Origin of the sequence: Pseudomonas bijieensis (genome assembly GCF_013347965.1) — a bacterium.
GTDB classification, from domain to species: Bacteria; Pseudomonadota; Gammaproteobacteria; order Pseudomonadales; family Pseudomonadaceae; genus Aquipseudomonas; species Aquipseudomonas bijieensis.
The window spans coordinates 4847242-4869767 of the sequence record NZ_CP048810.1; the positions used below are offsets into that span (position 1 = coordinate 4847242).

General features: G+C 59.5%; 21 protein-coding genes and 2 pseudogenes. 13 read left to right on the forward strand and 10 right to left on the reverse strand.

What is annotated here, in order from left to right:
• Positions 1 to 10: 10 nt before the first annotated feature.
• The 5 genes and pseudogenes from GN234_RS21215 (at position 11) to trpE (ending at position 5309) form a co-directional block, all read left to right on the forward strand.
• Positions 11 to 836: pseudogene (locus tag GN234_RS21215) on the forward strand (ABC transporter permease).
• A 204-nt stretch (positions 837 to 1040) separates the two neighbouring features.
• Complete coding sequence (locus GN234_RS21220) at positions 1041 to 2189, forward strand: iron-containing alcohol dehydrogenase (RefSeq protein ID WP_109754964.1); 1149 nt, start codon at positions 1041 to 1043, stop codon at positions 2187 to 2189.
• 78 nt (positions 2190 to 2267) lie between these two features.
• Complete coding sequence (rpe, locus tag GN234_RS21225) at positions 2268 to 2942, forward strand: ribulose-phosphate 3-epimerase (protein WP_109754963.1); 675 nt, start codon at positions 2268 to 2270, stop codon at positions 2940 to 2942.
• Positions 2939 to 3757: a phosphoglycolate phosphatase gene (locus GN234_RS21230; RefSeq protein ID WP_116833593.1), complete on the forward strand. Its 819-nt coding sequence runs from the start codon at positions 2939 to 2941 to the stop codon at positions 3755 to 3757. The genes rpe and GN234_RS21230 overlap by 4 nt, the downstream gene beginning before the upstream one ends.
• Positions 3758 to 3827: 70 nt before the next feature.
• On the forward strand, positions 3828 to 5309 hold the full coding sequence (gene trpE, locus GN234_RS21235; protein WP_176689024.1) for an anthranilate synthase component I: 1482 nt from the start codon (positions 3828 to 3830) through the stop codon (positions 5307 to 5309).
• Positions 5310 to 5451: 142 nt separating this feature from the next.
• On the opposite strand, the pseudogene estP reads toward trpE, so the two are convergent.
• Positions 5452 to 7360: pseudogene (gene estP / locus GN234_RS21240) on the reverse strand (esterase EstP).
• 412 nt (positions 7361 to 7772) lie between these two features.
• Here estP and GN234_RS21245 point away from each other — a divergent pair.
• Genes GN234_RS21245 through GN234_RS21260 form a run of 4 tightly spaced genes read left to right on the forward strand, consistent with a single transcriptional unit; the run spans position 7773 to position 10963 of the window.
• On the forward strand, positions 7773 to 8366 hold the full coding sequence (locus GN234_RS21245; RefSeq protein ID WP_176689025.1) for an aminodeoxychorismate/anthranilate synthase component II: 594 nt from the start codon (positions 7773 to 7775) through the stop codon (positions 8364 to 8366).
• A 9-nt stretch (positions 8367 to 8375) separates the two neighbouring features.
• A complete protein-coding gene (gene trpD, locus GN234_RS21250) occupies positions 8376 to 9425 on the forward strand; it encodes an anthranilate phosphoribosyltransferase (protein WP_109754959.1) in 1050 nt (349 codons plus the stop codon).
• On the forward strand, positions 9422 to 10258 hold the full coding sequence (gene trpC / locus GN234_RS21255; protein ID WP_109754958.1) for an indole-3-glycerol phosphate synthase TrpC: 837 nt from the start codon (positions 9422 to 9424) through the stop codon (positions 10256 to 10258). Before trpD ends, trpC begins: the two co-directional genes overlap by 4 nt.
• Positions 10259 to 10261: 3 nt before the next feature.
• The gene (locus GN234_RS21260) at positions 10262 to 10963 is read left to right on the forward strand and encodes a lipoate--protein ligase family protein (protein ID WP_176689026.1); all 702 of its coding nucleotides are present in this window, start codon (positions 10262 to 10264) and stop codon (positions 10961 to 10963) included.
• Here the strand turns inward: GN234_RS21260 and crp are convergent.
• Positions 10960 to 11604 (reverse strand): cAMP-activated global transcriptional regulator CRP, encoded by a 645-nt coding sequence (gene crp / locus GN234_RS21265; RefSeq protein WP_176689027.1) that lies wholly within the window; start codon positions 11602 to 11604, stop codon positions 10960 to 10962. The genes GN234_RS21260 and crp overlap by 4 nt on opposite strands.
• A gap of 235 nt (positions 11605 to 11839) precedes the next feature.
• Here crp and GN234_RS21270 point away from each other — a divergent pair, with 235 nt between their 5' ends.
• Positions 11840 to 12262: an OsmC family protein gene (locus GN234_RS21270; RefSeq protein ID WP_003206127.1), complete on the forward strand. Its 423-nt coding sequence runs from the start codon at positions 11840 to 11842 to the stop codon at positions 12260 to 12262.
• A 132-nt stretch (positions 12263 to 12394) separates the two neighbouring features.
• Here the strand turns inward: GN234_RS21270 and coq7 are convergent, their stop codons facing one another.
• The 6 genes from coq7 to hemJ form a co-directional block, all read right to left on the reverse strand.
• Positions 12395 to 13042 carry a 2-polyprenyl-3-methyl-6-methoxy-1,4-benzoquinone monooxygenase gene (coq7, locus tag GN234_RS21275; RefSeq protein ID WP_176689028.1) on the reverse strand — a complete coding sequence of 216 codons (648 nt, stop codon included), beginning with the start codon at positions 13040 to 13042 and terminating at the stop codon, positions 12395 to 12397.
• A 75-nt stretch (positions 13043 to 13117) separates the two neighbouring features.
• A complete protein-coding gene (locus tag GN234_RS21280; protein WP_003316306.1) occupies positions 13118 to 13456 on the reverse strand; it encodes a histidine triad nucleotide-binding protein in 339 nt (112 codons plus the stop codon).
• Positions 13457 to 13538: 82 nt separating this feature from the next.
• Complete coding sequence (locus GN234_RS21285) at positions 13539 to 14327, reverse strand: SDR family NAD(P)-dependent oxidoreductase (RefSeq protein ID WP_109754954.1); 789 nt, start codon at positions 14325 to 14327, stop codon at positions 13539 to 13541.
• Positions 14328 to 14389: 62 nt separating this feature from the next.
• Complete coding sequence (locus GN234_RS21290) at positions 14390 to 15355, reverse strand: DUF805 domain-containing protein (RefSeq protein WP_176689029.1); 966 nt, start codon at positions 15353 to 15355, stop codon at positions 14390 to 14392.
• 51 nt (positions 15356 to 15406) lie between these two features.
• Entirely contained in the window at positions 15407 to 16375 is a 969-nt protein-coding gene (locus GN234_RS21295) for an NAD(P)H-dependent flavin oxidoreductase (RefSeq protein ID WP_176689030.1), read from the reverse strand.
• A 35-nt stretch (positions 16376 to 16410) separates the two neighbouring features.
• Positions 16411 to 16842: a protoporphyrinogen oxidase HemJ gene (gene hemJ / locus GN234_RS21300; RefSeq protein WP_109754951.1), complete on the reverse strand. Its 432-nt coding sequence runs from the start codon at positions 16840 to 16842 to the stop codon at positions 16411 to 16413.
• 135 nt (positions 16843 to 16977) lie between these two features.
• On the opposite strand from hemJ, the gene argC reads away from it, so the two are divergent.
• Complete coding sequence (gene argC, locus GN234_RS21305; protein ID WP_109754950.1) at positions 16978 to 18012, forward strand: N-acetyl-gamma-glutamyl-phosphate reductase; 1035 nt, start codon at positions 16978 to 16980, stop codon at positions 18010 to 18012.
• A gap of 148 nt (positions 18013 to 18160) precedes the next feature.
• Positions 18161 to 18511 (forward strand): iron-sulfur cluster insertion protein ErpA, encoded by a 351-nt coding sequence (gene erpA, locus GN234_RS21310; protein WP_003177727.1) that lies wholly within the window; start codon positions 18161 to 18163, stop codon positions 18509 to 18511.
• A 67-nt stretch (positions 18512 to 18578) separates the two neighbouring features.
• On the opposite strand, the gene GN234_RS21315 is transcribed toward erpA, so the two are convergent.
• Both GN234_RS21315 and GN234_RS21320 read right to left on the reverse strand, forming a co-directional pair.
• A complete protein-coding gene (locus GN234_RS21315) occupies positions 18579 to 19670 on the reverse strand; it encodes an anhydro-N-acetylmuramic acid kinase (RefSeq protein WP_176689031.1) in 1092 nt (363 codons plus the stop codon).
• A 2-nt stretch (positions 19671 to 19672) separates the two neighbouring features.
• Complete coding sequence (locus GN234_RS21320; RefSeq protein WP_109754948.1) at positions 19673 to 21091, reverse strand: OapA family protein; 1419 nt, start codon at positions 21089 to 21091, stop codon at positions 19673 to 19675.
• A 212-nt stretch (positions 21092 to 21303) separates the two neighbouring features.
• Between GN234_RS21320 and tyrS the strand changes: the two genes are divergently transcribed.
• Complete coding sequence (tyrS, locus tag GN234_RS21325) at positions 21304 to 22503, forward strand: tyrosine--tRNA ligase (RefSeq protein ID WP_176689032.1); 1200 nt, start codon at positions 21304 to 21306, stop codon at positions 22501 to 22503.
• The last annotated feature ends 23 nt before the right edge of the window (positions 22504 to 22526 follow it).

The window sequence follows — 22526 nt, forward strand, 5'->3', positions numbered from 1 at the left end:
GGAGATCGAAATGCTGAGTCCTTACATGTCTCCCGTCGAACGGGTGTGGTTCTACACCTTGCGCACCCTCTGTGGGCTGATCCTGTTGTTCCTGATCCTGCCGGTGCTGGTGATCATTCCGCTGTCGTTCAACTCCGGCAGCTTCCTGGTGTACCCGCTGCAAGGTTTTTCGCTGCAGTGGTATCACGATTTCTTCGCTTCGGCCGAATGGATGCGGGCGCTGAAGAACAGCATCATCGTGGCCCCGGCGGCGACGTTGCTGGCGATGATCTTCGGCACGCTGGCGGCCATCGGCCTGACCCGTGGCGACTTCCCGGGCAAGGCGTTGGTGATGGCCCTGGTGATCTCGCCGATGGTGGTGCCGGTGGTGATCATCGGCGTCGCCAGCTACCTGTTTTTCGCGCCACTGGGGATGGGCAACAGTTTCGTCTCGCTGATCGTGGTCCACGCCGTGCTGGGTGTGCCGTTCGTGATCATCACGGTGTCGGCGACCCTTCAGGGTTTCAACCACAATTTGGTTCGGGCCGCTGCCAGCCTTGGCGCATCGCCGCTGACAGCGTTTCGTCGGGTGACCTTGCCGTTGATCGCCCCCCGGTGTGATCTCCGGTGCGTTGTTCGCCTTCGCGACGTCGTTCGATGAAGTGGTAGTGACCCTGTTCCTGGCCGGTCCCGAGCAGGCAACCCTGCCACGGCAGATGTTCAGTGGTATCCGCGAAAACCTCAGCCCTACCATTGCCGCCGCCGCGACGCTGCTGATCGCCTTCTCGGTGATTTTGCTGCTGACCCTGGAGTGGTTGCGTGGGCGTAGCGAGAAGTTGCGTACTGCGCAAGTCTGAGGCCCAACGCAAAACCAATGTGGGAGCGGGCTTGCTCGCGAAAGCGGTGTATCAGTCGACATACATATTGAATGTTCCGCCGCATTCGCGAGCAAGCCCGCTCCCACAGGGGAATTTGCGCTGTATTCATGGGCTGAATGGCAGACAACCTTGAATACCGAGCTATCCTTGTGCCAGCCCATACTCGAATAAGAGGCCGCGCACATGAGTCTTTCCTCATTCAAGATCGCCCATAAACTGATCACCGGCGCCGCTGCCATCGAGCAACTGGCCGCCGAGTTGACGCGGCTGGACGTCGACAACCCACTGATCGTGACCGATGCGGCGTTGGTCAAGTCCGGCACCGTGGAGCTGGCCCTGCAACACCTGGGCGGACGGGACTACGAGATTTTCGACAGGGTCATGCCGGACCCGGAAATCGCCATTGTCGAAGACTGCATGCAAGCCTACCGCGACGGCGGCCATGATGGGCTGATCGGCCTGGGTGGCGGCAGTGCCATCGACATCGCCAAGTGCGTCGGGGTCTATGCCGGTTACCACGGCGAGCTGCAGGACATGTTCGGCGTCGATCAGGTGCCGCGCAAAGGCCCGCCCATGATTGCCATCCCCACCACGGCCGGGACCGGTTCGGAAGTCACCAACGTGGCGATCCTTTCCGATAAGGCCGCACAGCTGAAAAAAGGCATCGTCAGCGATTACCTGTTGCCGGACGTGGCGCTGGTCAGCCCGCAGATGACCCTCACCTGTCCGCGCAGCGTAACGGCTGCCAGTGGCGTCGATGCGTTGGTGCACGCCATCGAGGCTTACCTGTCGCTCAATGCCTCGCCAATCACCGATGCCCTGGCCATTGGCGCGATCAAACTGATCACCCGGGCATTGCCCAAGGCCTATGCCAACCCGTCTCATCTGCAAGCCCGTGAGGACATGGCCACCGCCAGCCTGATGGCCGGCATGGCATTCGGTAATGCCGGGGTCGGGGCGGTGCATGCGCTGGCCTATCCGTTGGGCGGGCGCTTCCACGTTTCCCATGGCGTCGCAAACGCCTTGTTGCTGCCGTATGTCATGGCGTGGAACAAAATGGCGTGCGTGGAGCGCATGCGCGACATCGCCGAGGCCATGGGGCTCAAGACCGCACACCTGAGCGATCTTGAAGCTGCCGACGAAGCTGTGGAGGCCATGGTCGCGCTATGCGCCGCGGTGCAAATCCCCAATGGCCTGAGCAGTCTGGGTGTGACCGTGGATGTCATCCCCGCCATGGCGGTGGAAGCCGCTGGGATCGAGCGCTTGATGCGCAACAATCCGCGCCAACTGAGCGCCGCCGATATCGAGGAGATCTACCGCGCGGCGTATTGATCGACTGTCACGGTGGGCGCGCCAAATCTTGAGGTATACAATGCGCGCCATCGTGATTTCGCTCAAAACAGGTGCGTCATGCAGCCCTTCGCTATTGCTCCGTCGATTCTCTCCGCCGACTTCGCCCGTCTGGGCGAGGAAGTGGACAACGTTCTGGCCGCCGGGGCCGACATCGTGCACTTCGATGTGATGGACAACCACTACGTGCCCAACCTGACCATCGGCCCGATGGTCTGCGCGGCGCTGCGCAAGTACGGCGTCACCGCGCCGATCGACGCGCACTTGATGGTCAGCCCGGTGGACCGCATTGTCGGGGACTTCATCGAAGCCGGCGCCACCTACATCACTTTCCACCCTGAAGCCACGCTGCACATCGATCGCTCCCTGCAGTTGATCCGCGAAGGCGGTTGCAAGTCTGGTCTGGTGTTCAACCCCGCGACACCGCTGGACGTGCTCGAGTACGTGATGGACAAGGTCGACATGATCTTGCTGATGAGCGTCAACCCTGGCTTCGGTGGGCAGAAATTCATCCCCGGCACCCTCGATAAACTGCGCAAGGCCCGGGCGCTGATCGATGCCTCGGGCCGGGATATCCGCCTGGAGATCGACGGTGGCGTGAACGTGAACAACATCCGCGAGATCGCTGCGGCGGGTGCTGATACCTTTGTCGCAGGCTCGGCGATCTTCAATGCCCCGGATTACAAAGAGGTCATTGAAAAGATGCGCGCCGAATTGGCACTGGCTCGCCCATGAGCGGCTTCGAGCAGCTGTTCCCCGGCAGCCTGCCGCGTCTGGTGATGTTCGATCTCGATGGCACTCTGGTCGATTCGGTCCCGGACCTTGCGGCGGCCGTGGACCACATGCTGCTTAAGCTCGGCCGCCCGCCGGCCGGTCTCGACGCTGTGCGTCAGTGGGTCGGCAATGGTGCGCCCATGTTGGTGCGCCGGGCCCTGGCCAATCACATCGATGCCCAAGGCGTCGATGAGGTCGAGGCTGAGCGGGCGCTGGAGCTGTTCAATGAAGCCTATGAGGGCAATCACGAATTGACGGTGGTCTACCCCGGTGTGCGCTCCACCCTCAAATGGCTGCAAAAGCAAGGCGTGGAAATGGCGCTGATCACCAACAAGCCGGAGCGCTTCGTCGCGCCGCTGTTGGATCAGATGAAAATCGGCCGTTATTTCCGCTGGATCATTGGCGGCGATACCTTGCCACAGAAAAAGCCCGATCCGGCCGCGCTGTTTTTCGTGATGAAAATGGCCAACATCCCAGCCTCCCAATCGTTGTTCGTCGGCGACTCGCGCAGCGATGTGCTGGCGGCGAAAGCGGCTGGAGTCAAATGCGTGGCGCTGAGTTACGGCTATAACCATGGCCGGCCGATCGCCGAAGAGTTTCCCACGCTGGTGATCGACGATTTACGTCTGTTAATTCCCGGTTGCCTGGACCCTGCCGCTGAGATAACGTTGCCCGACGCTGTTCAATCCTCTTCTGGAAACGCCATCGTGGTGGTCACTCGCAAACTCTGGATGAAAGTCATGAAGGCCCTGGCCCGCTGGCGTTGGCGCGCCTGACGTGATCCTGGCCGGTTATCCGGCGCGTTTGCATACCTGACTGTCAGCTCCTCTTGCCACGAGGCACCCCATGAACCGTGAAGAATTCCTGCGTCTAGCCGCTGCCGGCTATAACCGCATCCCGCTTGCCTGCGAAACCCTGGCCGACTTCGACACGCCGTTGTCGATCTATCTCAAGCTGGCCGACCAGCCCAATTCCTACCTGCTCGAATCGGTGCAGGGCGGTGAGAAATGGGGCCGTTACTCCATTATCGGCCTGCCGTGCCGCACCGTGCTGCGGGTCCATGACCATCGCATCAGCGTGACCCACGACGGCGTCGAGATCGAAAGTCTCGAAGTCGAGGACCCGCTGGCCTTCGTCGAAACCTTCAAGGCCCGCTACAACGTGCCGACCATCCCCGGTCTGCCACGCTTCAACGGTGGCCTGGTGGGTTATTTCGGCTACGACTGCGTGCGCTACGTGGAAAAGCGCCTGGGCACCTGTCCGAACCCCGATCCGTTGGGCGTGCCGGATATTTTGCTGATGGTGTCCGACGCGGTCGTGGTCTTCGATAACCTCGCCGGCAAGATGCACGCCATCGTCCTGGCCGATCCGGCCCAGGAAGATGCCTACGAGCAGGGCCAACAAAGCCTGCAGGCACTGCTGGAAAAGCTTCGTCAACCGATCACCCCGCGTCCCGGGCTGGACTTCAGCAAGCAGTCGGCGGCCGACCCGGTGTTCCGTTCCAGTTTCACCCAGGACGATTACGAAAGAGCCGTCGATACCATCAAGGAGTACATCCTCGCCGGTGACTGCATGCAGGTCGTGCCGTCGCAGCGGATGTCCATCGACTTCAAGGCGGCGCCCATTGACCTGTACCGGGCCCTGCGCTGCTTCAACCCGACGCCCTATATGTACTTCTTCAACTTCGGCGACTTCCACGTCGTCGGCAGTTCGCCGGAAGTGCTGGTGCGGGTCGAGGATAACCTCATCACGGTACGGCCGATTGCCGGCACTCGCCCACGTGGCGCTACGGAAGAGGCTGATCGGGCGCTGGAAGAGGACCTGCTGTCGGATGACAAGGAAATCGCCGAGCACCTCATGCTGATTGACCTGGGGCGCAATGACACTGGACGAGTCTCGGAAGTCGGTTCGGTGAAACTCACCGAGAAGATGGTCATCGAGCGCTATTCCAACGTGATGCACATCGTTTCCAACGTCACCGGCCAGTTGAAGGACGGACTGACGGCGATGGACGCCTTGCGGGCGATCCTGCCGGCGGGCACCTTGTCCGGCGCGCCGAAAATCCGCGCGATGGAAATCATCGACGAACTGGAGCCGGTCAAGCGGGGCGTGTACGGCGGGGCTGTGGGTTACTTCGCCTGGAACGGCAACATGGACACCGCCATTGCCATTCGCACCGCTGTCATCAAGAACGGCGAACTGCATGTACAGGCCGGCGGTGGCATTGTCGCCGACTCGGTGCCGGCGCTGGAGTGGGAAGAAACCCTGAACAAGCGCCGGGCCATGTTCCGCGCCGTGGCGCTGGCCGAGCAGACCTCAGAAGACTGAAGCCCTTCAACAAACAACTGTGGCAACTCGATCAAAATGTGGGGAGCGAGCCTGCTCGCGATAGCGGCCTGTCAGCCGATGCATTTGTCGGACATGACGGCCTCATCGCGAGCAGGCTCGCTCCCACATAGCTCTCTCTCGGTCAGAAATCCAGGCTGACGCCCAGGCTCACCCCCTGCAGGGTGGAGTCATCATCCTTGCGCAATGTATAACCGCCACGCAGCGCCAAGTCGTTGGTCAACTTGTGGCTGACCCCCCAGGCTCAGGCGATTCAGGTGGCTCTGTGGCGTGTAGCCTTCCAGCGTGAAGTCATTGGCTGGCAGGCTGTTGAGGGCGATGTTGACCTTTTGCGTGTCGTCCTCGTACTCGCGTTCATGGGCATATTCGCCAAACACCTGGGTCTGGCGGGTGAAGTTGTATTTACCCTGCAAGCCAATGCCCAGGCGTTTCGAGTCGCGGGTCTGGTCATCGAAGGTCAGGGCCGTGGAGCGGCTGCTCTTTTCCGAATAGCCATCGACTTCCACCTTCGCATAGTCAGCGCTGATAAACGGTGAGAGATGCCATTGGCTGCCCGGCTGGGCGATGTCGTAGCCTACACGGGTACTGAATGCCCATAGATGGCCGTCAGTGTCGCCTTTCTCCTGGGCTTCGTTGACGCCCAGGTCGAACTTGCGCTCCAGATTGTCGTAGTCGAGCTTGCCGCCGGTCAGTGCCGCATCGGCCCACCAGCGGTTTTGCTGGAACTGGGCGAAAGCGGTCGCCAGGTAGCTGTTTAGCTTGTACTGCGAATCGTTGTGGCCTGCCTCCATGTCCTGGCGGTAGAGGCCGGCGGCGACACCTACGCGCCAAGCCTCATTGAGGCGATAGCTGCCGCCGATGTTCAGGCTATAGCCGCTGCCGTCGGCGCTGGCGCCGCTGTCCTGGCTGTCCATGTCCAGGTGCTGGCCGCCGCCGGCGACGATGGCTCGCCACTGGCCCACGGCCTGCCAGTTCTCCCAGTCAGATTGCCACTGGCTGCGCAACTCGTCCTGGTGAGCACGGAGGGTCGAGTGGGCCATTTCCGGCAGCAATGTCAGCTCCCATGGCGCCGCGAGCAGGGAATAGGCGTAGTCGGCGATCAGCTTCTGCCCGGTTTCGGTTGGATGAACCGCGTCGTTGTAGATCAGCTTGCTGGGATCAGGCGTGGCACTGTTGATGCCGTAGGTGGCGTTTTCCGTGCAGCCGTTGCCGCTGAAGCAGGTGGCAGTGAGGTTCTCACCGGTGGCGAGGCCGAATCTTGCCGGGTCGGCGAAGCTTTCCTTCAGCAAAAGCGGAATATTCAACGGAATGATTTCAGCGTCGATGCCTTGCAGGCGCGTGATCAGTTGTTGGTTGAACTGATTGCCCAGTTGCGAAAAGGTATCTTGCAAAGGGCCTCCGTTGAGGGCAGGGGTCAAGCCCAGGTCAGGCAACAGCCAGACCATCACATAGCGGGCGCCGGCCGTTTGCAGCACCTGGACGCTGTCGGCGAGGCGGTCCGCGGCGGCGTTTGCTTGCTCGGGGGTCAGCACCCGGCCTTGAAGGAAATCGTTACCACCACCGGAAATGTAATACAGCGCATTCGGATCGGCGCGCAGCCCATTGGACTGCAGGTAGCCGGGACGGCTGCGCTCGCCAGTGTCGGACACGCCGGTAATCGATTCGAGGATCTGGTCGGTACGATAACCGCCTACCGCCCAGTTGTTGCCGTCTGCCAGCCCCTCGCTGGCGCGGACCGCTGAAGTGGAGGCGGCGGTCTCGTCGGCGGAGTAACCCAGGCGCCCACCGAGCAACTGGGTGGAATTGGCGGAGTAGGCTTCACCGCTGCCGTCGGTGTAGATCGGCCCGGTTCGGTTGGTATAGCGCTCGGTCGCGCCGGGCGGACCATTCGGGTCGGCGAACTGGCCGGCGTCGTTGAGGCTGTCGCCGAACACGATGAACTTGGAATAAGGGTTGGGAGCGGCGCTCGCCTGGGCGCAGGCCATCGCTAGCAAACAACTGGCAATCGGTACGAACAACGTCTTTTTGATCATGGGAAAATCCGTTTTTATCTTATTTTTGTTAGAAAACGAAACGACAGTACCAAAAACTTTCGGCGTTTTGCCATCTCTCCGGAACATCGCGATTGTTTCAAGGCCCTTCGGGATCGGTCATATTGCGTGCTCCGCCCAGCTAAGCTACTGTGCCGGGACGTATGAACGAGACTTTTCCTGTGTCGATTGTCAGCAAACTTCTGGATCAAATGATCAAGGCACACGCCCGCTGGCGTTGGCGCGCCTGAATATTCTCCGCCGGCCTCGCCCGGACCTGTACCGATTTGCCTTCTTTACCCGCTTGTAGAGCCGCTTCGCAGGGGCATCACTCGCCTCGCCAAGCGCAGCAGTGTGCGGGTTACTCTCCGAAGGCTGTATTTAAAGTCAGTGAATTCAATAGGTTGCTTACGCCATGTTGCTGATGATCGATAACTACGACTCTTTTACCTACAACGTTGTGCAGTACCTCGGCGAGCTGGGCTCCGAGGTCAAGGTCGTGCGCAACGACGAATTGACCATCGCCGAAATCGAAGCCCTCAAGCCTGAGCGCATCGTGGTTTCACCCGGCCCGTGCACGCCGACCGAAGCGGGCATTTCCATCGACGCCATCAAGTATTTCGCCGGCAAGCTGCCGATCCTCGGTGTTTGCCTGGGGCATCAGTCGATTGGCCAGGCGTTCGGCGGCGATGTCGTGCGCGCTCGACAAGTCATGCACGGTAAGACTAGCCCGGTATTCCATGAGGACAAGGGGGTGTTCGAGGGCCTGAATCATCCGCTTACCGTAACTCGCTATCACTCCCTGATCGTCAAGCGTGAAACGCTGCCTGACTGCCTGGAGTTGACGGCCTGGACCCAGCTTGAAGACGGCTCTGTCGATGAGATCATGGGGCTGCGCCACAAGACATTGAATATCGAGGGTGTGCAATTTCATCCCGAGTCTATTCTCACCGAACAGGGTCACGAACTGTTCGCCAACTTCCTCAAACAAATCGGCGGCACGCGCTAAGGACTTTCCATGGATATCAAGACAGCCCTGAGCCGTATCGTCGGCCATCTCGACCTGAGCACCGACGAGATGCGCGACGTGATGCGCGAAATCATGACTGGCCAATGCACGGATGCGCAGATCGGCGCGTTCATGATGGCCATGCGCATGAAAAGCGAGAGCATCGATGAAATCGTCGGCGCCGTGTCGGTGATGCGCGAGCTGGCGGACAAGGTCGAGCTCAAGACGCTGGACGGTGTGGTCGATGTGGTCGGCACCGGTGGTGACGGCGCCAATATCTTCAACGTTTCCACCGCGTCAGCGTTCGTGGTCGCGGCGGCCGGTTGCACCGTTGCCAAGCACGGCAACCGCGCAGTCTCAGGCAAGAGCGGCAGTGCCGACCTGCTGGAGGCGGCTGGCATCTACCTGAACCTGACGCCGATCCAGGTCGCGCGCTGTATCGACAATGTCGGCATTGGTTTCATGTTTGCCCAGACCCATCACAGCGCCATGAAACACGCTGCCGCGCCGCGCCGTGACCTGGGATTGCGTACGCTGTTCAACATGCTCGGCCCGCTTACGAATCCGGCCGGCGTGAAGCACCAAGTGGTTGGGGTGTTCAGCCAGGCGTTGTGCCGGCCGTTGGCCGAAGTCCTGCAACGCCTGGGCAGCAAGCACGTGCTGGTGGTCCACTCCAAGGATGGCCTGGATGAATTCAGCCTGGCGGCGCCCACATTCGTGGCCGAACTAAAAAATGATCAGATCAGCGAGTATTGGGTCGAACCTGAAGACCTCGGCATGAAAAGCCAGAGCTTGCACGGCCTGGCGGTCGACGGCCCGGCCCAATCGCTGGAATTGATACGCGATGCCCTGGGGCGGCGCAAGACCGAGAACGGCCAGAAAGCCGCTGAGATGATCGTGCTCAATGCCGGTGCTGCGTTGTACGCCGCCGACCACGCCAGCAGCCTCAAGCAGGGCGTGGAGCTGGCCCATGATGCACTGCACACTGGCCTGGCCCGGGAAAAGCTCGAAGAGTTGGGTGCATTTACCGCCGTATTCAAAGTGGAGAACGAAGGATGAGCGTGCCAACGGTTCTGGAAAAAATTCTGGCTCGCAAGGCTGAGGAAGTGGCTGAGCGCAGCGCTCGCGTCAGTCTGGCCGAGCTGGAAAACCTGGCGCGTTCAGCGGATGCGCCGCGCGGCTTTGCCAAGGCACTGATCGATCAGGCCAAGAAAAAACAGCCGGCGGTGATTGCCGAAATCAAGAAGGCCTCCCCCAGCAAGGGCGTGATTCGCGAACATTTCGTCCCGGCCGACATCGCCCGCAGCTACGAGAAGGGCGGGGCGACCTGCCTCTCGGTGTTGACCGACATCGACTTTTTCCAAGGGGCCGACGACTACCTGAAGCAGGCGCGGGCGGCGTGCAAGTTGCCAGTGATTCGCAAGGACTTCATGATCGACCCATACCAGATCGTCGAGGCGCGGGCGCTGGGCGCCGACTGCGTGTTGTTGATCGTGTCCGCTCTGGACGACGTAAAAATGGCCGAGCTGGCGGCTGTTGCCAAAAGCGTCGGGCTGGATGTCCTGGTGGAAGTCCATGACGGTGACGAGTTGGAGCGAGCCCTGAAAACCCTCGATACCAAACTGGTCGGCGTGAACAATCGCAACCTGCACACTTTTGAAGTGAGCCTGGAAACCACCCTGGACCTGTTGCCGCGCATTCCGCGCGATCGCCTGGTCATCACCGAAAGCGGCATCCTCAACCGGGCCGATGTCGAGCTGATGGAAGTCAGCGATGTGTACTCGTTCCTGGTGGGTGAGGCGTTCATGCGGGCGGAGAGCCCGGGCACGGAATTGCAACGACTGTTCTTTCCTGAACGAGGCCTGCCGGTGAGCGGCTCGACGCTGGACTGATCCATGTCGCCTGTGATTTCCCTCGCTGTCGAAGCTGGCCTGCAAGCCGAACAGGATCTGTTGGCCAGCATCTGCGCGGGCGACGCCGAGTTCGGTCTGCTGTTCTGGCAGCCCAATGATCGTGCGCTGGTCATGCCGCGCCGCTTGAGTCGCCTTGCGGGGTTCGAACACGCCAGTGACGTATCGGCTGCCCATGGCTGGCCGGTCCTGTTGCGCGAAACCGGTGGTGAACCGGTGCCGCAGTCGACCGCTACCGTCAACATCGCCCTGGTCTACGCGCCACCGCGCAGCGAAGGCGATCACGGCCGTATCGAAACCGGGTACCGCCGCTTGTGCGATCCCATCTGCCAGTTGCTGGATGAACTGGGCGGGGTGGCTTCGCTGGGAGAAGTGGAGGGGGCCTTTTGCGACGGGCGCTTCAACGTCAACCTCGACGGTCGGAAAATGGTCGGTACCGCTCAGCGCTGGCGCCAGAGCAAGGGCGGTCAACGTCCGGTGGGGCTGGTGCATGGCGCACTTTTGCTGGAGAACGAGCGCGAGTCCATGGTCGCAGCAGTCAACCGCTTCAATGAGGCCTGTGGCCTGGAGCAGCGAGTGCGTGCCGAGAGCCATATTGCCCTGCATGAAAAATTCCCGGCGCCTCACGTGCTGGAGCGGCTCGAGGCGCTGTACCGGAAACTGCTGATCGAACTATTGGGCGTTTAACGCGTTCCGAACACCACCATGGTCTTGCCTTTGACGCTGACCAGGTTGCGCTCCTCCAGATCCTTGAGTACGCGACCGACCATTTCACGCGAGCACCCGACTATCCGACCAATCTCCTGGCGGGTCACCTTGATCTGCATGCCGTCCGGGTGAGTCATGGCATCGGGCTGCTTGCACAACTCCAGCAGGCAACGTGCGACACGTCCGGTGACGTCGAAGAAGGCGAGATCGCCGACCTTGCGGGTGGTATTACGCAGGCGCTGTGCGATTTGTCCGCTCAGGACGTAAAGAATGTCCGGGTCTTGCAGGGACAGTTCTCGGAATTTGGCGTAGCTGATTTCCGCAACTTCACATTCAATCTTGGTCCGCACCCAGGCACTGCGTTGCTGTTCCTTGCCCGCCTGTTCGAACAACCCCAGCTCGCCGAAAAAATTCCCGGAATTGAGGTAGGCGATGATCATTTCCCGACCGTCATCATCTTCTATCAGGATAGTGACCGAACCCTTGATGATGAAAAACAGCGTGTCGGAACGATCTCCGGCACAAATGATGTTGTGTTTGGCTGGATAGCGGCGGCGCTGACAATGCATCAAGAGTTTGTCGAGATTCTTGATCTTGAACGTGGGAGTAATGGCAACCATGGTTGTATCCCGAAAGACTGCGCAGTGTAGTGGTTTGGTTTTTTTATAGGCGCGAATGGCATCGCTAAAAAGCTGGCCATACGCCAGCGAGTTGGCGCCAGCTTAACAGAGGCGTCCCTAATTAATTGGAGAATTTACCTACGTGCTGGCGGGTCAGGTTTCCTGAGACGCAGAGCAGTCATTCCGCAGCGCTGTGCTAAGCTGGCGACCCTTTTTTAACAGTGGAGTCTTGGCGATGAAGGCACGCATCCAATGGGCTGGCGAAGCCATGTTCCTCGGTGAGTCAGGCAGTGGTCATGTGGTCGTCATGGACGGCCCGCCAGAAGCCGGCGGGCGGAACCTGGGTGTTCGGCCGATGGAAATGCTCCTGCTGGGCGTAGGCGGTTGCAGTAACTTCGACGTGGTCAGCATTCTTAAAAAGTCCCGCCAGGCCGTCGAAAGCTGCGAAGCCTTCCTGGAGGCAGAGCGCGCCACAGAAGATCCCAAAGTGTTTACCAAGATCCACATGCACTTCGTGGTGAAGGGGCGAGCCCTGAAGGAGGCCCAGGTCAAGCGCGCCATTGAGCTGTCCGCCGAGAAATATTGCTCGGCTTCGATCATGCTCGGTGCCGCCGGGGTCGAAATCACCCACGACTATGAAATCATCGAATTGGGTTGAGTCGATCCAATGGTGACGGCCTGCAACATGCCGTACTGAAGTTTTCGGTGAAAAAAAGGCGACTCCCAATGGGCAGTCGCCTTTTTTAATTTCCCTGGGAATGCGGATGAGTCATCCAATCCCCAATCGCCGTCAAATCCGATAAGTGCTCTTGGTCATGACCTTGGCCAGCAGGCTCATGCCGAATCTCACCGGAGCCGGGAAACGGAAGCCTCCGGCCTCAAGGGCACTCTCGGCATGGTGTTCCTCATCCACGCGCATCTGCTCGAGGATCGCCCGGGATTTTTCGTCCTCGGCCGGTAGTTGTTCGAGGTGTTCATTCAAGTGCTTGCACACTTGATGTTCGGTCGCCGCAACGAAGCCGAGACTGACTTTGTCACTGATCAGCCCGGCAACGGCGCCGATCCCGAATGACATCCCATAGAACAGCGGGTTCAGGACGCTGGTATGGCTGCCCAGCTGGCGAATGCGTTGTTCGCACCAGACCAGATGGTCGACTTCTTCCTCGGCGGCATGCTCCATTGCCTCACGCACTTGCGGTAGCTTCGCTGTCAGCGCCTGGCCCTGATACAGCGCCTGGGCACAGACTTCGCCGGTATGGTTGATACGCATCAGTCCAGCGACATGGCGGGTTTGCTCGTCACTCAGTTGCGCGTCCGGCTGCACGATAGCCGGTGATGGGCGGTACGGCTGACCACTGAAGGGCAGCAGCGTGCGCAGCGCTGTATCGGCTTGCAGCAACAAACGGTCAATCGGCGAGTAGTGACGTTGGGTAGTCATGCTTACCTCCGGGAAAAATCACAGCGGCCAGTTTAACTCAATCGACCGCCGAAGATTTGCGCTGGGTCAGGGGGATCAGCCCGGCGGCCAGTTCATCTGGCGCTGCCCTAGCACATGCATATGAATGTGATAGACCGTTTGCCCACCCAGTTCATTGCAATTCATCACCACGCGAAAACCTTCTTCACAGCCCAATTCAAGCGCCAGGCGTTGGGCCGTGAACAGAATGTGTCCAGCCAGGCCTTTGTCTTCTTCGGTCAGGTCGTTGAGCGTGCGGATCGGTTTTTTCGGGATGACCAGGAAATGCACGGGCGCCTGTGGCGCAATGTCGTGGAAGGCCAGTACCTGGTCATCCTCGTAAATGATCTTCGCCGGGATTTCCCGGTTGATGATCTTGGTAAACAGAGTATCCACAGCTGTTTTCTCCGTTGGGTTCGTCGAGGTCGAGTGTCATGAAGGCACCGGTAGAGGCGCCTGGTTGTTCAATTCTAAGGGGTCAGCGTGGGCAATAAGCCTTGTTGATCATGCCGGTGATGGTTCGCACCAGCCATCGCGATCCCAGCCGCGGCAGTGTGGCCAGCCAGCGGTTACGGCGTCCGGGAATGATGATGGCGCGGTTGCGGTCCAGCGCGCGTACGGCGTACAGGGCGACTTCTTCCGGGCTCATCAGCAGTTTGCTGTCGATGAGTTTCTGTTCGTCCATCTGTGCCCTGGAAAAAAAGCCGGTGTGGGTGGGGCCAGGGCAGAGTACCGAAACCTTGATCGCGCATTTCTTCAGCTCGACCCGCAGGGCTTCGGAGAAGTGCAGTACATAGGCCTTGCTGGCGTAATAGGTGCTCATCCAGGGGCCGGGTTGGAACGCGGCGATCGAGGCGACGTTGAGGATCTGGCCGCCGCCCAGCAGCGCCATGCTGTTACCGATAGCGTGACAAAGACGTGTCAGGGCGAGGATGTTGACTTCGATCAGGTCCTGTTCGGTCATCCAGTCCTGCCCCAGGAACGGCCCGCTGGTACCGATGCCGGCGCAATTGACCAGCAGGTCGATCTGCCGCTCACCTTCCTCCAGTTCCAGGAGAAAGCCTGAAAGCCTCAGCGGTTCGCCCAGGTCACAGGCCCGGAACAACACCTCCACGCCAAACCGCTGAGTCAGTTCGATTGCAATACTTTCCAGCCGATCACGCTGTCGAGCCACCAGTATCAGGTTGCGGCCGCGCCGGGCCAGCGCTTCGGCCATGGCCAGGCCAATGCCGCTGGAAGCGCCAGTGATCAGTGCGTAACGGGTCATGCAGTTCTCCATCGCAACAGCCCGCCGCCAGTCGACTGGGCTGTCACCGGCATGAAGCGCGCTTATTGTTCCTCTTCTTCTTCATAGTCTACAGAAGGCGGGGCGGGCTCGGCTGCCTCGACGGCGGGTTCTTCGCTGGTTTCGTTGCTGGACTCGCTGCTTTCATAGCTGCTCAGGCTGCTGCTGTCGTAGTCCTCCTGGAGGGCTCCGAAGATGCCGGCAAAGGTGGCCATGAAAATCAAGACGATCATCACAAGCCAAAGCGACGCCAGCAATTTGACCGCCGTGGTATTGCGCGGTGGTGGCGGGCCGTACTGGTTTGCGCCGGTATTGCCCGGAGCGATGATGAGGATGAACGGGAAGATGCTGCCCACGAATGGAACCAGGTTAATCAGCCACAGCCACCCCGACCAGCCCAGATCGTGCAGGCGCTGGACGTTGAACTGGATACTCACGAAGGCAAAGGCAAGCACGACGGCTGCGCCGAGCAGACCGCCGACGACCAGTGCGGCTATCGAGTCGGAAGCCATCAGCCAGGCCGTGGCAAGCCAGAAGCCCAAGCCGACCAGGGGCAGCATGGCCAGGGTCAACACCATGGTCCAGGCCAGGTAGCGCAAACGCCCGATACGCCCATCGAAGCTGAAGGGCTTGAGCGTGCCGTACTCGGCGAGCGTTTCACCCACTTCGGCCCGGGGAGGCGCGTACGGCGAGACGGGATCGACGATCGACTCTGGGTGGCGTACCTCCGGCTGTCGTGGCGACTCCTGTACTTCGCCAAGGCTCAGCTGGAGGGCGGGTTCGGCTTCGATCCTGGCATCGATGCCGCTCTTGTTGAGTGCTTCCAGGTATTGCTGCGCTTCGCTCTGGGACAAGTTGCTTTTAAGGGCTACCTTGCGACCAGTGAACAGCCGTTCAATGGCGCTGATATCGCTTTTGAACAGCTCGGCGAGGTTGAGTTTGGCTGTGGTGGTATCGACGCCAGGCATCAGGCCTCCGTCGAATACGATGTTGAAACGGGTTTCGCTCATGCCCGGCATCCTTGTCTCTGAAAGTTAATTAACTGTTTTTATGGGGTGGCTTCAGCGGGGCCATTGCCTGCCAAGCTGTGCCGCCCGTGTTTGTGCCTGACGATATTCTTCATCCAGGCGCGCCACCAACTGATCGACGCTGGGCAAATCATCGATTTCACCCACGCCTTGGCCTGCCGACCATACGGTTTTCCAGGCCTTGGCTTCATCGTTCAGCGGCTTGAGTTTCGAGCCGAAATCCACCTCGCCCTTGTTCTGCAGGGCGGCCAGATCGAACCCGGCATTCTCCAGGCTCTGGCGCATGAAACTGGCCGGTACCCCGGACACAGCGGGAGTATGCACGATGTCTGCGGCTCTGGATGTGAGCAACATCTCTTTATAAGCGTCAGGGGCTTGGCTTTCGCTTGTCCCGATAAAGCGCGTACCGAAGTACGCCAGATCCGCACCAAGCAGTTGGGCGGCCAAAATCTGATGGCCGTGATTCAGGCATCCCGCAAGCAGCAAGGTCTTATCGAAAAACTGCCGGATTTCGGCAATCAATGAAAACGGGCTCCAGGTCCCGGCGTGCCCGCCTGCGCCGGCGGCAACGGCGATCAAGCCATCGACACCGGCTTCGGCGGCTTTTTCGGCGTGACGCCGGGTAGTCACGTCGTGGAATACCAGCCCGCCATAGCTGTGGACGGCATCCACCAGTTCCTTCACCGCGCCCAGGCTAGTGATGACAATCGGCACCTTGTGTTCGATGCAGATAGCCAGGTCGGCCTGAAGTCGCGGGTTGCTGTGATGGACGATCAGGTTTACGGCGTAGGGCGCCGGATTTTCCAAGGCTGCCAGACCCGCTTCGATTTCCTCCAGCCAGGCCTTCAAGCCACTGCTTTCACGCTGGTTCAACGCCGGAAAGCTGCCGACGATGCCGTTGCGGCAGCAGGCCAGTACCAGTTGCGGATTGGAAATCAGGAACATCGGTGCCGCCACGACGGGCAGACGCAAGCGTTGTTCAAGCAGAGCGGGCAACGACATTGGAAGTACCCCGGATAATAAATGCTGATTGGAGATTAGAACGGTCGGACGACCACCAGAATTACAATAGCCAGCAATATCAGAACCGGCACTTCATTGAACCAGCGATAAAAGACATGGCTGCGGGTGTTTTCGCCGCGGGCGAAGCGCTTCACCTGGGCGCCGCACATATGGTGGTAACCGATCAGCAGCACGACCAAGGTCAACTTGGCATGCATCCAGGCACCCTGGGTGAAGTAGGCACCGGCGTTGAGACTGAGCAGCCAGATGCCAAATACCAGGGTAGCGATCATTGCCGGGCCCATGATGCCGCGGTACAACTTGCGCTCCATGACGCTGAAGCGTTCTTTGCTGACGCTGTCCTCGCTTTGGGCGTGGTAGACAAACAGGCGAGGCAGGTAGAACAGGCCGGCGAACCAGCAGACCATGCTGACGATGTGAAGTGCTTTGAGCCACAGATAGAGCATTTTTAGTTATTCCAGGAATTCACGGTAGCCCGATAGTAGAGGTTGGAGCGGCCACACGTCACCTTGACGGTTGTCGCCGCGCCTTGCGGCCCCTATCATCGACGGCTTTCCAGTGGGTTCGTTGAGGGCAGGTTTATGGTCAAGGTCGGTATTGTCGGCGGCACGGGTTACACCGGTGTCGAACTGCTGCGTCTGCTGGCACAGCATCCGCAGGCTGAGGTGGTGGTCATCACCTCCCGATCCGAGGCCGGCCTGGCCGTCGCCGACATGTATCCGAACCTGCGGGGCCATTACGACGGCCTGGCGTTCAGCGTCCCGGACATCAAGACCCTCGGCGCCTGCGATGTGGTGTTCTTCGCCACGCCCCATGGTGTCGCTCACGCCCTGGCGGGTGAGCTGCTGGCCGCCGGGACCAAGGTCATCGACCTGTCGGCGGATTTCCGCCTGCAGGACGCCGACGAATGGGCCAAATGGTACGGCCAGCCCCACGGTGCACCGGAACTGCTCGATGAAGCGGTCTACGGCTTGCCGGAAGTCAATCGCGAGAAAATCAAGCAGGCACGGTTGATCGCCGTACCGGGTTGCTATCCGACGGCCACACAGCTGGGGTTCTTGCCGCTGCTTGAAGCGGGCCTTGCCGATGCCTCGCGTCTGATTGCCGACTGCAAATCCGGTGTCAGCGGTGCCGGGCGCGGAGCCAGTGTCGGCTCGCTGTATAGCGAAACCTCGGAAAGCATGAAGGCGTACGCGGTCAAGGGGCATCGGCACCTGCCGGAAATTCGCCAGGGGTTGCGCCGGGCAGCGGGCAAGGATGTCGGCCTGACCTTCGTGCCACACCTGACGCCGATGATTCGTGGTATCCACTCCACCCTGTATGCAACCGTCGTCGATCGTTCGGTAGACCTGCAGGCGTTGTTTGAAAAACGTTATGCCAACGAACCGTTCGTCGACGTAATGCCGGCCGGCAGCCACCCGGAAACCCGCAGTGTGCGCGGTGCGAACGTTTGCCGGATTGCCGTGCATCGTCCGCAGGACGGTGATCTGGTAGTGGTGTTGTCGGTTATCGATAACCTGGTCAAGGGCGCGTCCGGCCAGGCCGTTCAGAACCTGAACATTCTGTTCGGGCTGGATGAGCGCCTGGGGTTGTCCCATGCCGGGATGTTGCCGTAACGGCAGCACAAGCTTCAGGTTGGCAGCTACAAGCTTGAGGCTTGTAGCTCGCCGCTGCTCTTCTAAATAGTTGACCAATTTTCTAGGAGAAGCGGATAATGCCCGCCATCACGCATTATGGCGGCGTAAACGCCGGGAGATATTCAGCATGAGCGTCGAAACCTTCACCCCCACGGCTTTGCAATTCACCCACGGTGCCGCGCACAAGGTGAAGAGCCTGGTCGATGAAGAGGGTAATGATCGTTTGAAGCTGCGCGTATTTGTGACGGGCGGCGGTTGTTCAGGTTTTCAGTACGGCTTCACTTTTGATGAAGAAGTGGCCGAAGATGACACCATCGTCGAGCGCGAAGGGGTCAGCCTGGTGGTCGATCCGATGAGCTTCCAGTACCTGGCAGGTGCCGAGGTGGATTATCAGGAAGGTCTGGAAGGCTCGCGCTTCGTGATCAAGAACCCTAACGCGACCACGACCTGTGGGTGCGGTTCTTCGTTCTCGATCTGAGTGCTTCAATAAAAAACGCCGCAGTGCCTTAGGCCCTGCGGCGTTTTTTTGTCCGTGATTATTGGATTCAGGCCGGATAGATGGCGCCGAGCACGCGCAGGCCACGAGCGCCGGTGACACTTGGGCGGTTGCCCGGGATACCTTCAAGGCAACAATGGGCAAGCCAGGCGAAAGCCATGGCTTCAACCCAATCCGGGTCTACGCCGTACACGGCGGTACTGCTGACTTTGGCATCCGGCAGCAAGTCAGACAGGCGCGTCATGAGCGTCTGGTTGTGCGCACCGCCGCCACAGACCAGCAATTCCTGAGTAGTGGGCTGGGCATGTCGGAGTGATTCGACGATGGTCAGGGCTGTCAGTTCGAGCAACGTCGCCTGCACGTCTTCCGGAGCGAAGGCTGGCAACTGCGACAGATGCTGGCTCAGCCAAGGCAGGTTGAATACTTCACGCCCGGTACTCTTCGGGCCTTTGGTGACGAAGAAAGGGTCGCTCAGCAGTGTCTTGAGCAGGACAGGCTCGACTTTTCCGCTGGCAGCCCATTGGCCATCGCGATCGAAATGCTCGCCTCGTTGTTGATGTATCCAGGCATCGAGCAATACGTTGCCTGGGCCACAGTCGAAACCGGCGACGGGTTTTGCCGGCTCTATCAGGCTGAGATTGCTGAAACCGCCGACATTCAGCACGGCGCGATTGCCGATTCGTTCTTCGAACAGTGCTTCGTGAAATGCCGGAACCAGCGGGGCGCCTTGTCCTCCGGCGGCAACATCACGGCTGCGGAAATCGCTGACGACGGCGATGCCCGTCAACTCGCTCAACAGGGCCGGATTGCCAATCTGTACGGTAAATCCACGGGCCGGTTCATGGCGGATGGTCTGGCCGTGGCTGCCAACCGCCGTGATGTCCTCAGGCTTGAGTTTCTGTTCGCCGAGCAGGGTATGGATGCCCTGTGCGGCCAGCTTTACCCAACTTTGCTGGGCGATGGCGGAGCGGGCGATCTCATCGGGCCCGCTGCTGCACAGTCCAAGCAGCTCGGTGCGCAGGGCGGTGGGCATCGGAATGTAGTGCGTGGCGATCAATTTGATCGCCGGAGTCAGTTCGACCAGTGCGATATCCAAGCCATCCAGGCTGGTCCCGGACATCACACCGATATAGAGCGCCATGCTTAGCGCTTGCTCGAGGCCAGCATGGTGGCTTTCTCTTGATCCATGCGAGCCATCAACGGTTGGCTTTGAGCCAGGAAGCGCGCGCGCTCGGCCTTGGCGATCGGATCGGCCATCGGCAATTTCTGGCCTAGCGGATCGACGTGGACACCGTTGACCTGGAATTCATAGTGCAAGTGCGGGCCGGTGGACAGGCCGGTAGTGCCGATGTATCCGATCACCTGGCCTTGCTTGACGGTACCACCCGTCTTCACGCCTTTGGCGAAGCCCTGCATGTGGCCATACAGCGTGCGGTAGGTATTGCCGTGCTGGATGATCACGGTGTTGCCATAACCGCCGCGACGTCCGGCCAGCAATACCTTGCCGTCGCCGGCAGCCTTGATTGGCGTGCCACGGGGAGCTGCGTAGTCGACACCTTTATGGGCGCGGATCTTGTTCAGAATCGGATGCTTGCGGCCGGCGGAGAACTTCGAGCTGATGCGAGCAAAATCAACCGGTGTACGGATGAACGCCTTGCGCATGCTGTTGCCGTCGGCGGTGTAGTAGCTGCTGTTGCCTTGCTTGTTGGTGTAGCGCACCGCGGTGTACGTCTTGCCGCGGTTGGTGAAGCGCGCGGAAAGAATCGGGCCATTGCCGACGCTCTTGCCGTTGACCACTTTCTGCTCATAGATGACGTCGAATTCGTCACCCTGGCGAATGTCCTGGGCGAAGTCGATGTCGTAGCCAAATACGCTGGCCATGTCCATGGTGAGGCTATGGGAAAGGCCGGCGCGTGCAGCTGACTGAGACAATGAACTATTGATCACGCCATGAACATAGGCCGAGCGAACAGTGGGCTTGGCGGTGACGCGGTTGAATACATAACCCTTGTCGTTTTTGGTCAGGGTGATGCTTTCCAGGTCGCTCAGCTTGGTGTGCAGATTGGTCAGCTGTCCGTCTGGATTGAGTTCGAATTCGAGTTTCTGGCCACGTTGTAGTTGCGTGAATTGCTTGGCTTGCTTGTCGCTGGCCAGGATTTCATGGACCGAAGTCGAGGGCAGGCCAACCTTTTCGAAGAGGGTGGAAAGCGTGTCGCCCTTGGCAACGATCACTTCGCGATGGTCTGGTCCTTTCTTTTCTTCTGCAACAGGCGCTTGTGCCTGAGCGGCGGCCTCGGTGTTGTCTTGCGGGCTGTTTTCAATCTGCGCAAAAGGGGAAGCGGCTGGTTCGTTTGTGGCTTGAACGGCTTCGGGGGCGTCTTGTTCTTGTGTCAGTTGTTCAGCAGGACTTTCCAGTTCCAGACTCAGAGTCGTCTTTTTGGCTTCAACATCGCTGGAGGGAAACACCAGGAGCGCCAGGCTAAGGAGGGCTGCGATGCCGCTTGCGGCAAGCAGGTGGGTCTTTGGGTAAAGCGGTGGCGCTTTAGACGGTTCTGTGGTCATAAGTAATTTTGACTTTTGAAAAGATGAATTGGAAAAGATGAATGACATGATGAAGATGAAATAACTGTATAAAATATAACCAAAACCCCTGCGAAGCAAGCCCGCGGACGCTCTGTTCTGTGGATTGGCGTCCGCGCGCCGGGCAAACCTTGTATTTGGTGCGCGATCTTGTATGGTTGGGGCCCTTTGAATCTGAGCCTTACGGGTCTGTTATGAAGTCGGTTGAAGAGCAGCTAGCGCTGATCAAACGTGGTGCGGAAGAACTGTTGGTCGAGTCCGAGCTGATCGAAAAGCTCAAGCGCGGGCAGCCGCTGCGTATCAAGGCCGGTTTCGATCCGACGGCGCCCGATCTGCACTTGGGTCATACCGTGCTTATTAATAAGCTGCGCCAGTTTCAGGAACTGGGGCACCAGGTCATCTTCCTTATAGGTGACTTCACCGGGATGATCGGTGATCCGAGCGGCAAGAGTGCCACGCGCCCACCGCTGACCCGTGAGCAGGTTCTCGATAACGCCGAGACCTACAAGACTCAGGTTTTCAAGATTCTTGATCCGGCCAAGACTGAAGTGGCTTTCAACTCCACGTGGATGGATCAAATGGGGCCGGCGGATTTCATTCGCCTGACGTCCCAATACACCGTGGCTCGCATGCTCGAGCGCGATGACTTCGACAAGCGCTATAAAACCAATCAGCCAATTGCCATTCATGAGTTCCTTTACCCGCTTGTACAGGGTTATGACTCGGTCGCGTTGCGCGCGGATGTTGAGCTCGGCGGCACCGACCAGAAGTTCAATCTGTTGATGGGGCGTGAGTTGCAGCGCGGTTATGGTCAGGAGGCGCAGTGCATTCTCACCATGCCTTTGCTGGAAGGTCTGGATGGCGTGAAAAAGATGTCCAAGTCGTTGGGCAACTACGTAGGTATCCAGGAAGCCCCGGGGGTCATGTACAGCAAGCTGGTTTCCATTCCTGATGTGCTGATGTGGCGTTACTTCGAGCTGTTGAGTTTCCGGTCCATGGAAGAGATCAATGCCTTCCGTGCCGATGTCGAGGCGGGGGCCAATCCGCGGGACATCAAGATCAAGTTGGCCGAAGAGATCGTTGCTCGCTTCCATGGTGAGGAGGCTGCGGCCAATGCCCATCGTGCGGCGGGTAATCGTATGAAGGATGGCGAGCTGCCAGATGATCTGCCTGAGATCGAGTTGACTGCTGCCGAGGATATGCCGATTGCGGCAGTCCTTAATAAGGCGGGCCTGGTCAAGAATGCTGCGGTGGCGCGAGATCTCCTGGGTTCGGGTGGCGTGCGTATAGATGGTGGGGTGGTGGATCGCACCTATATATATGCGTTGGGTTCTACCCATGTTTGCCAGGCCGGCAAGAAAGCTTTCGCGCGAATTACGCTGAAATCCGAATAAAGCTGAAAATAGGTGTTGACGGC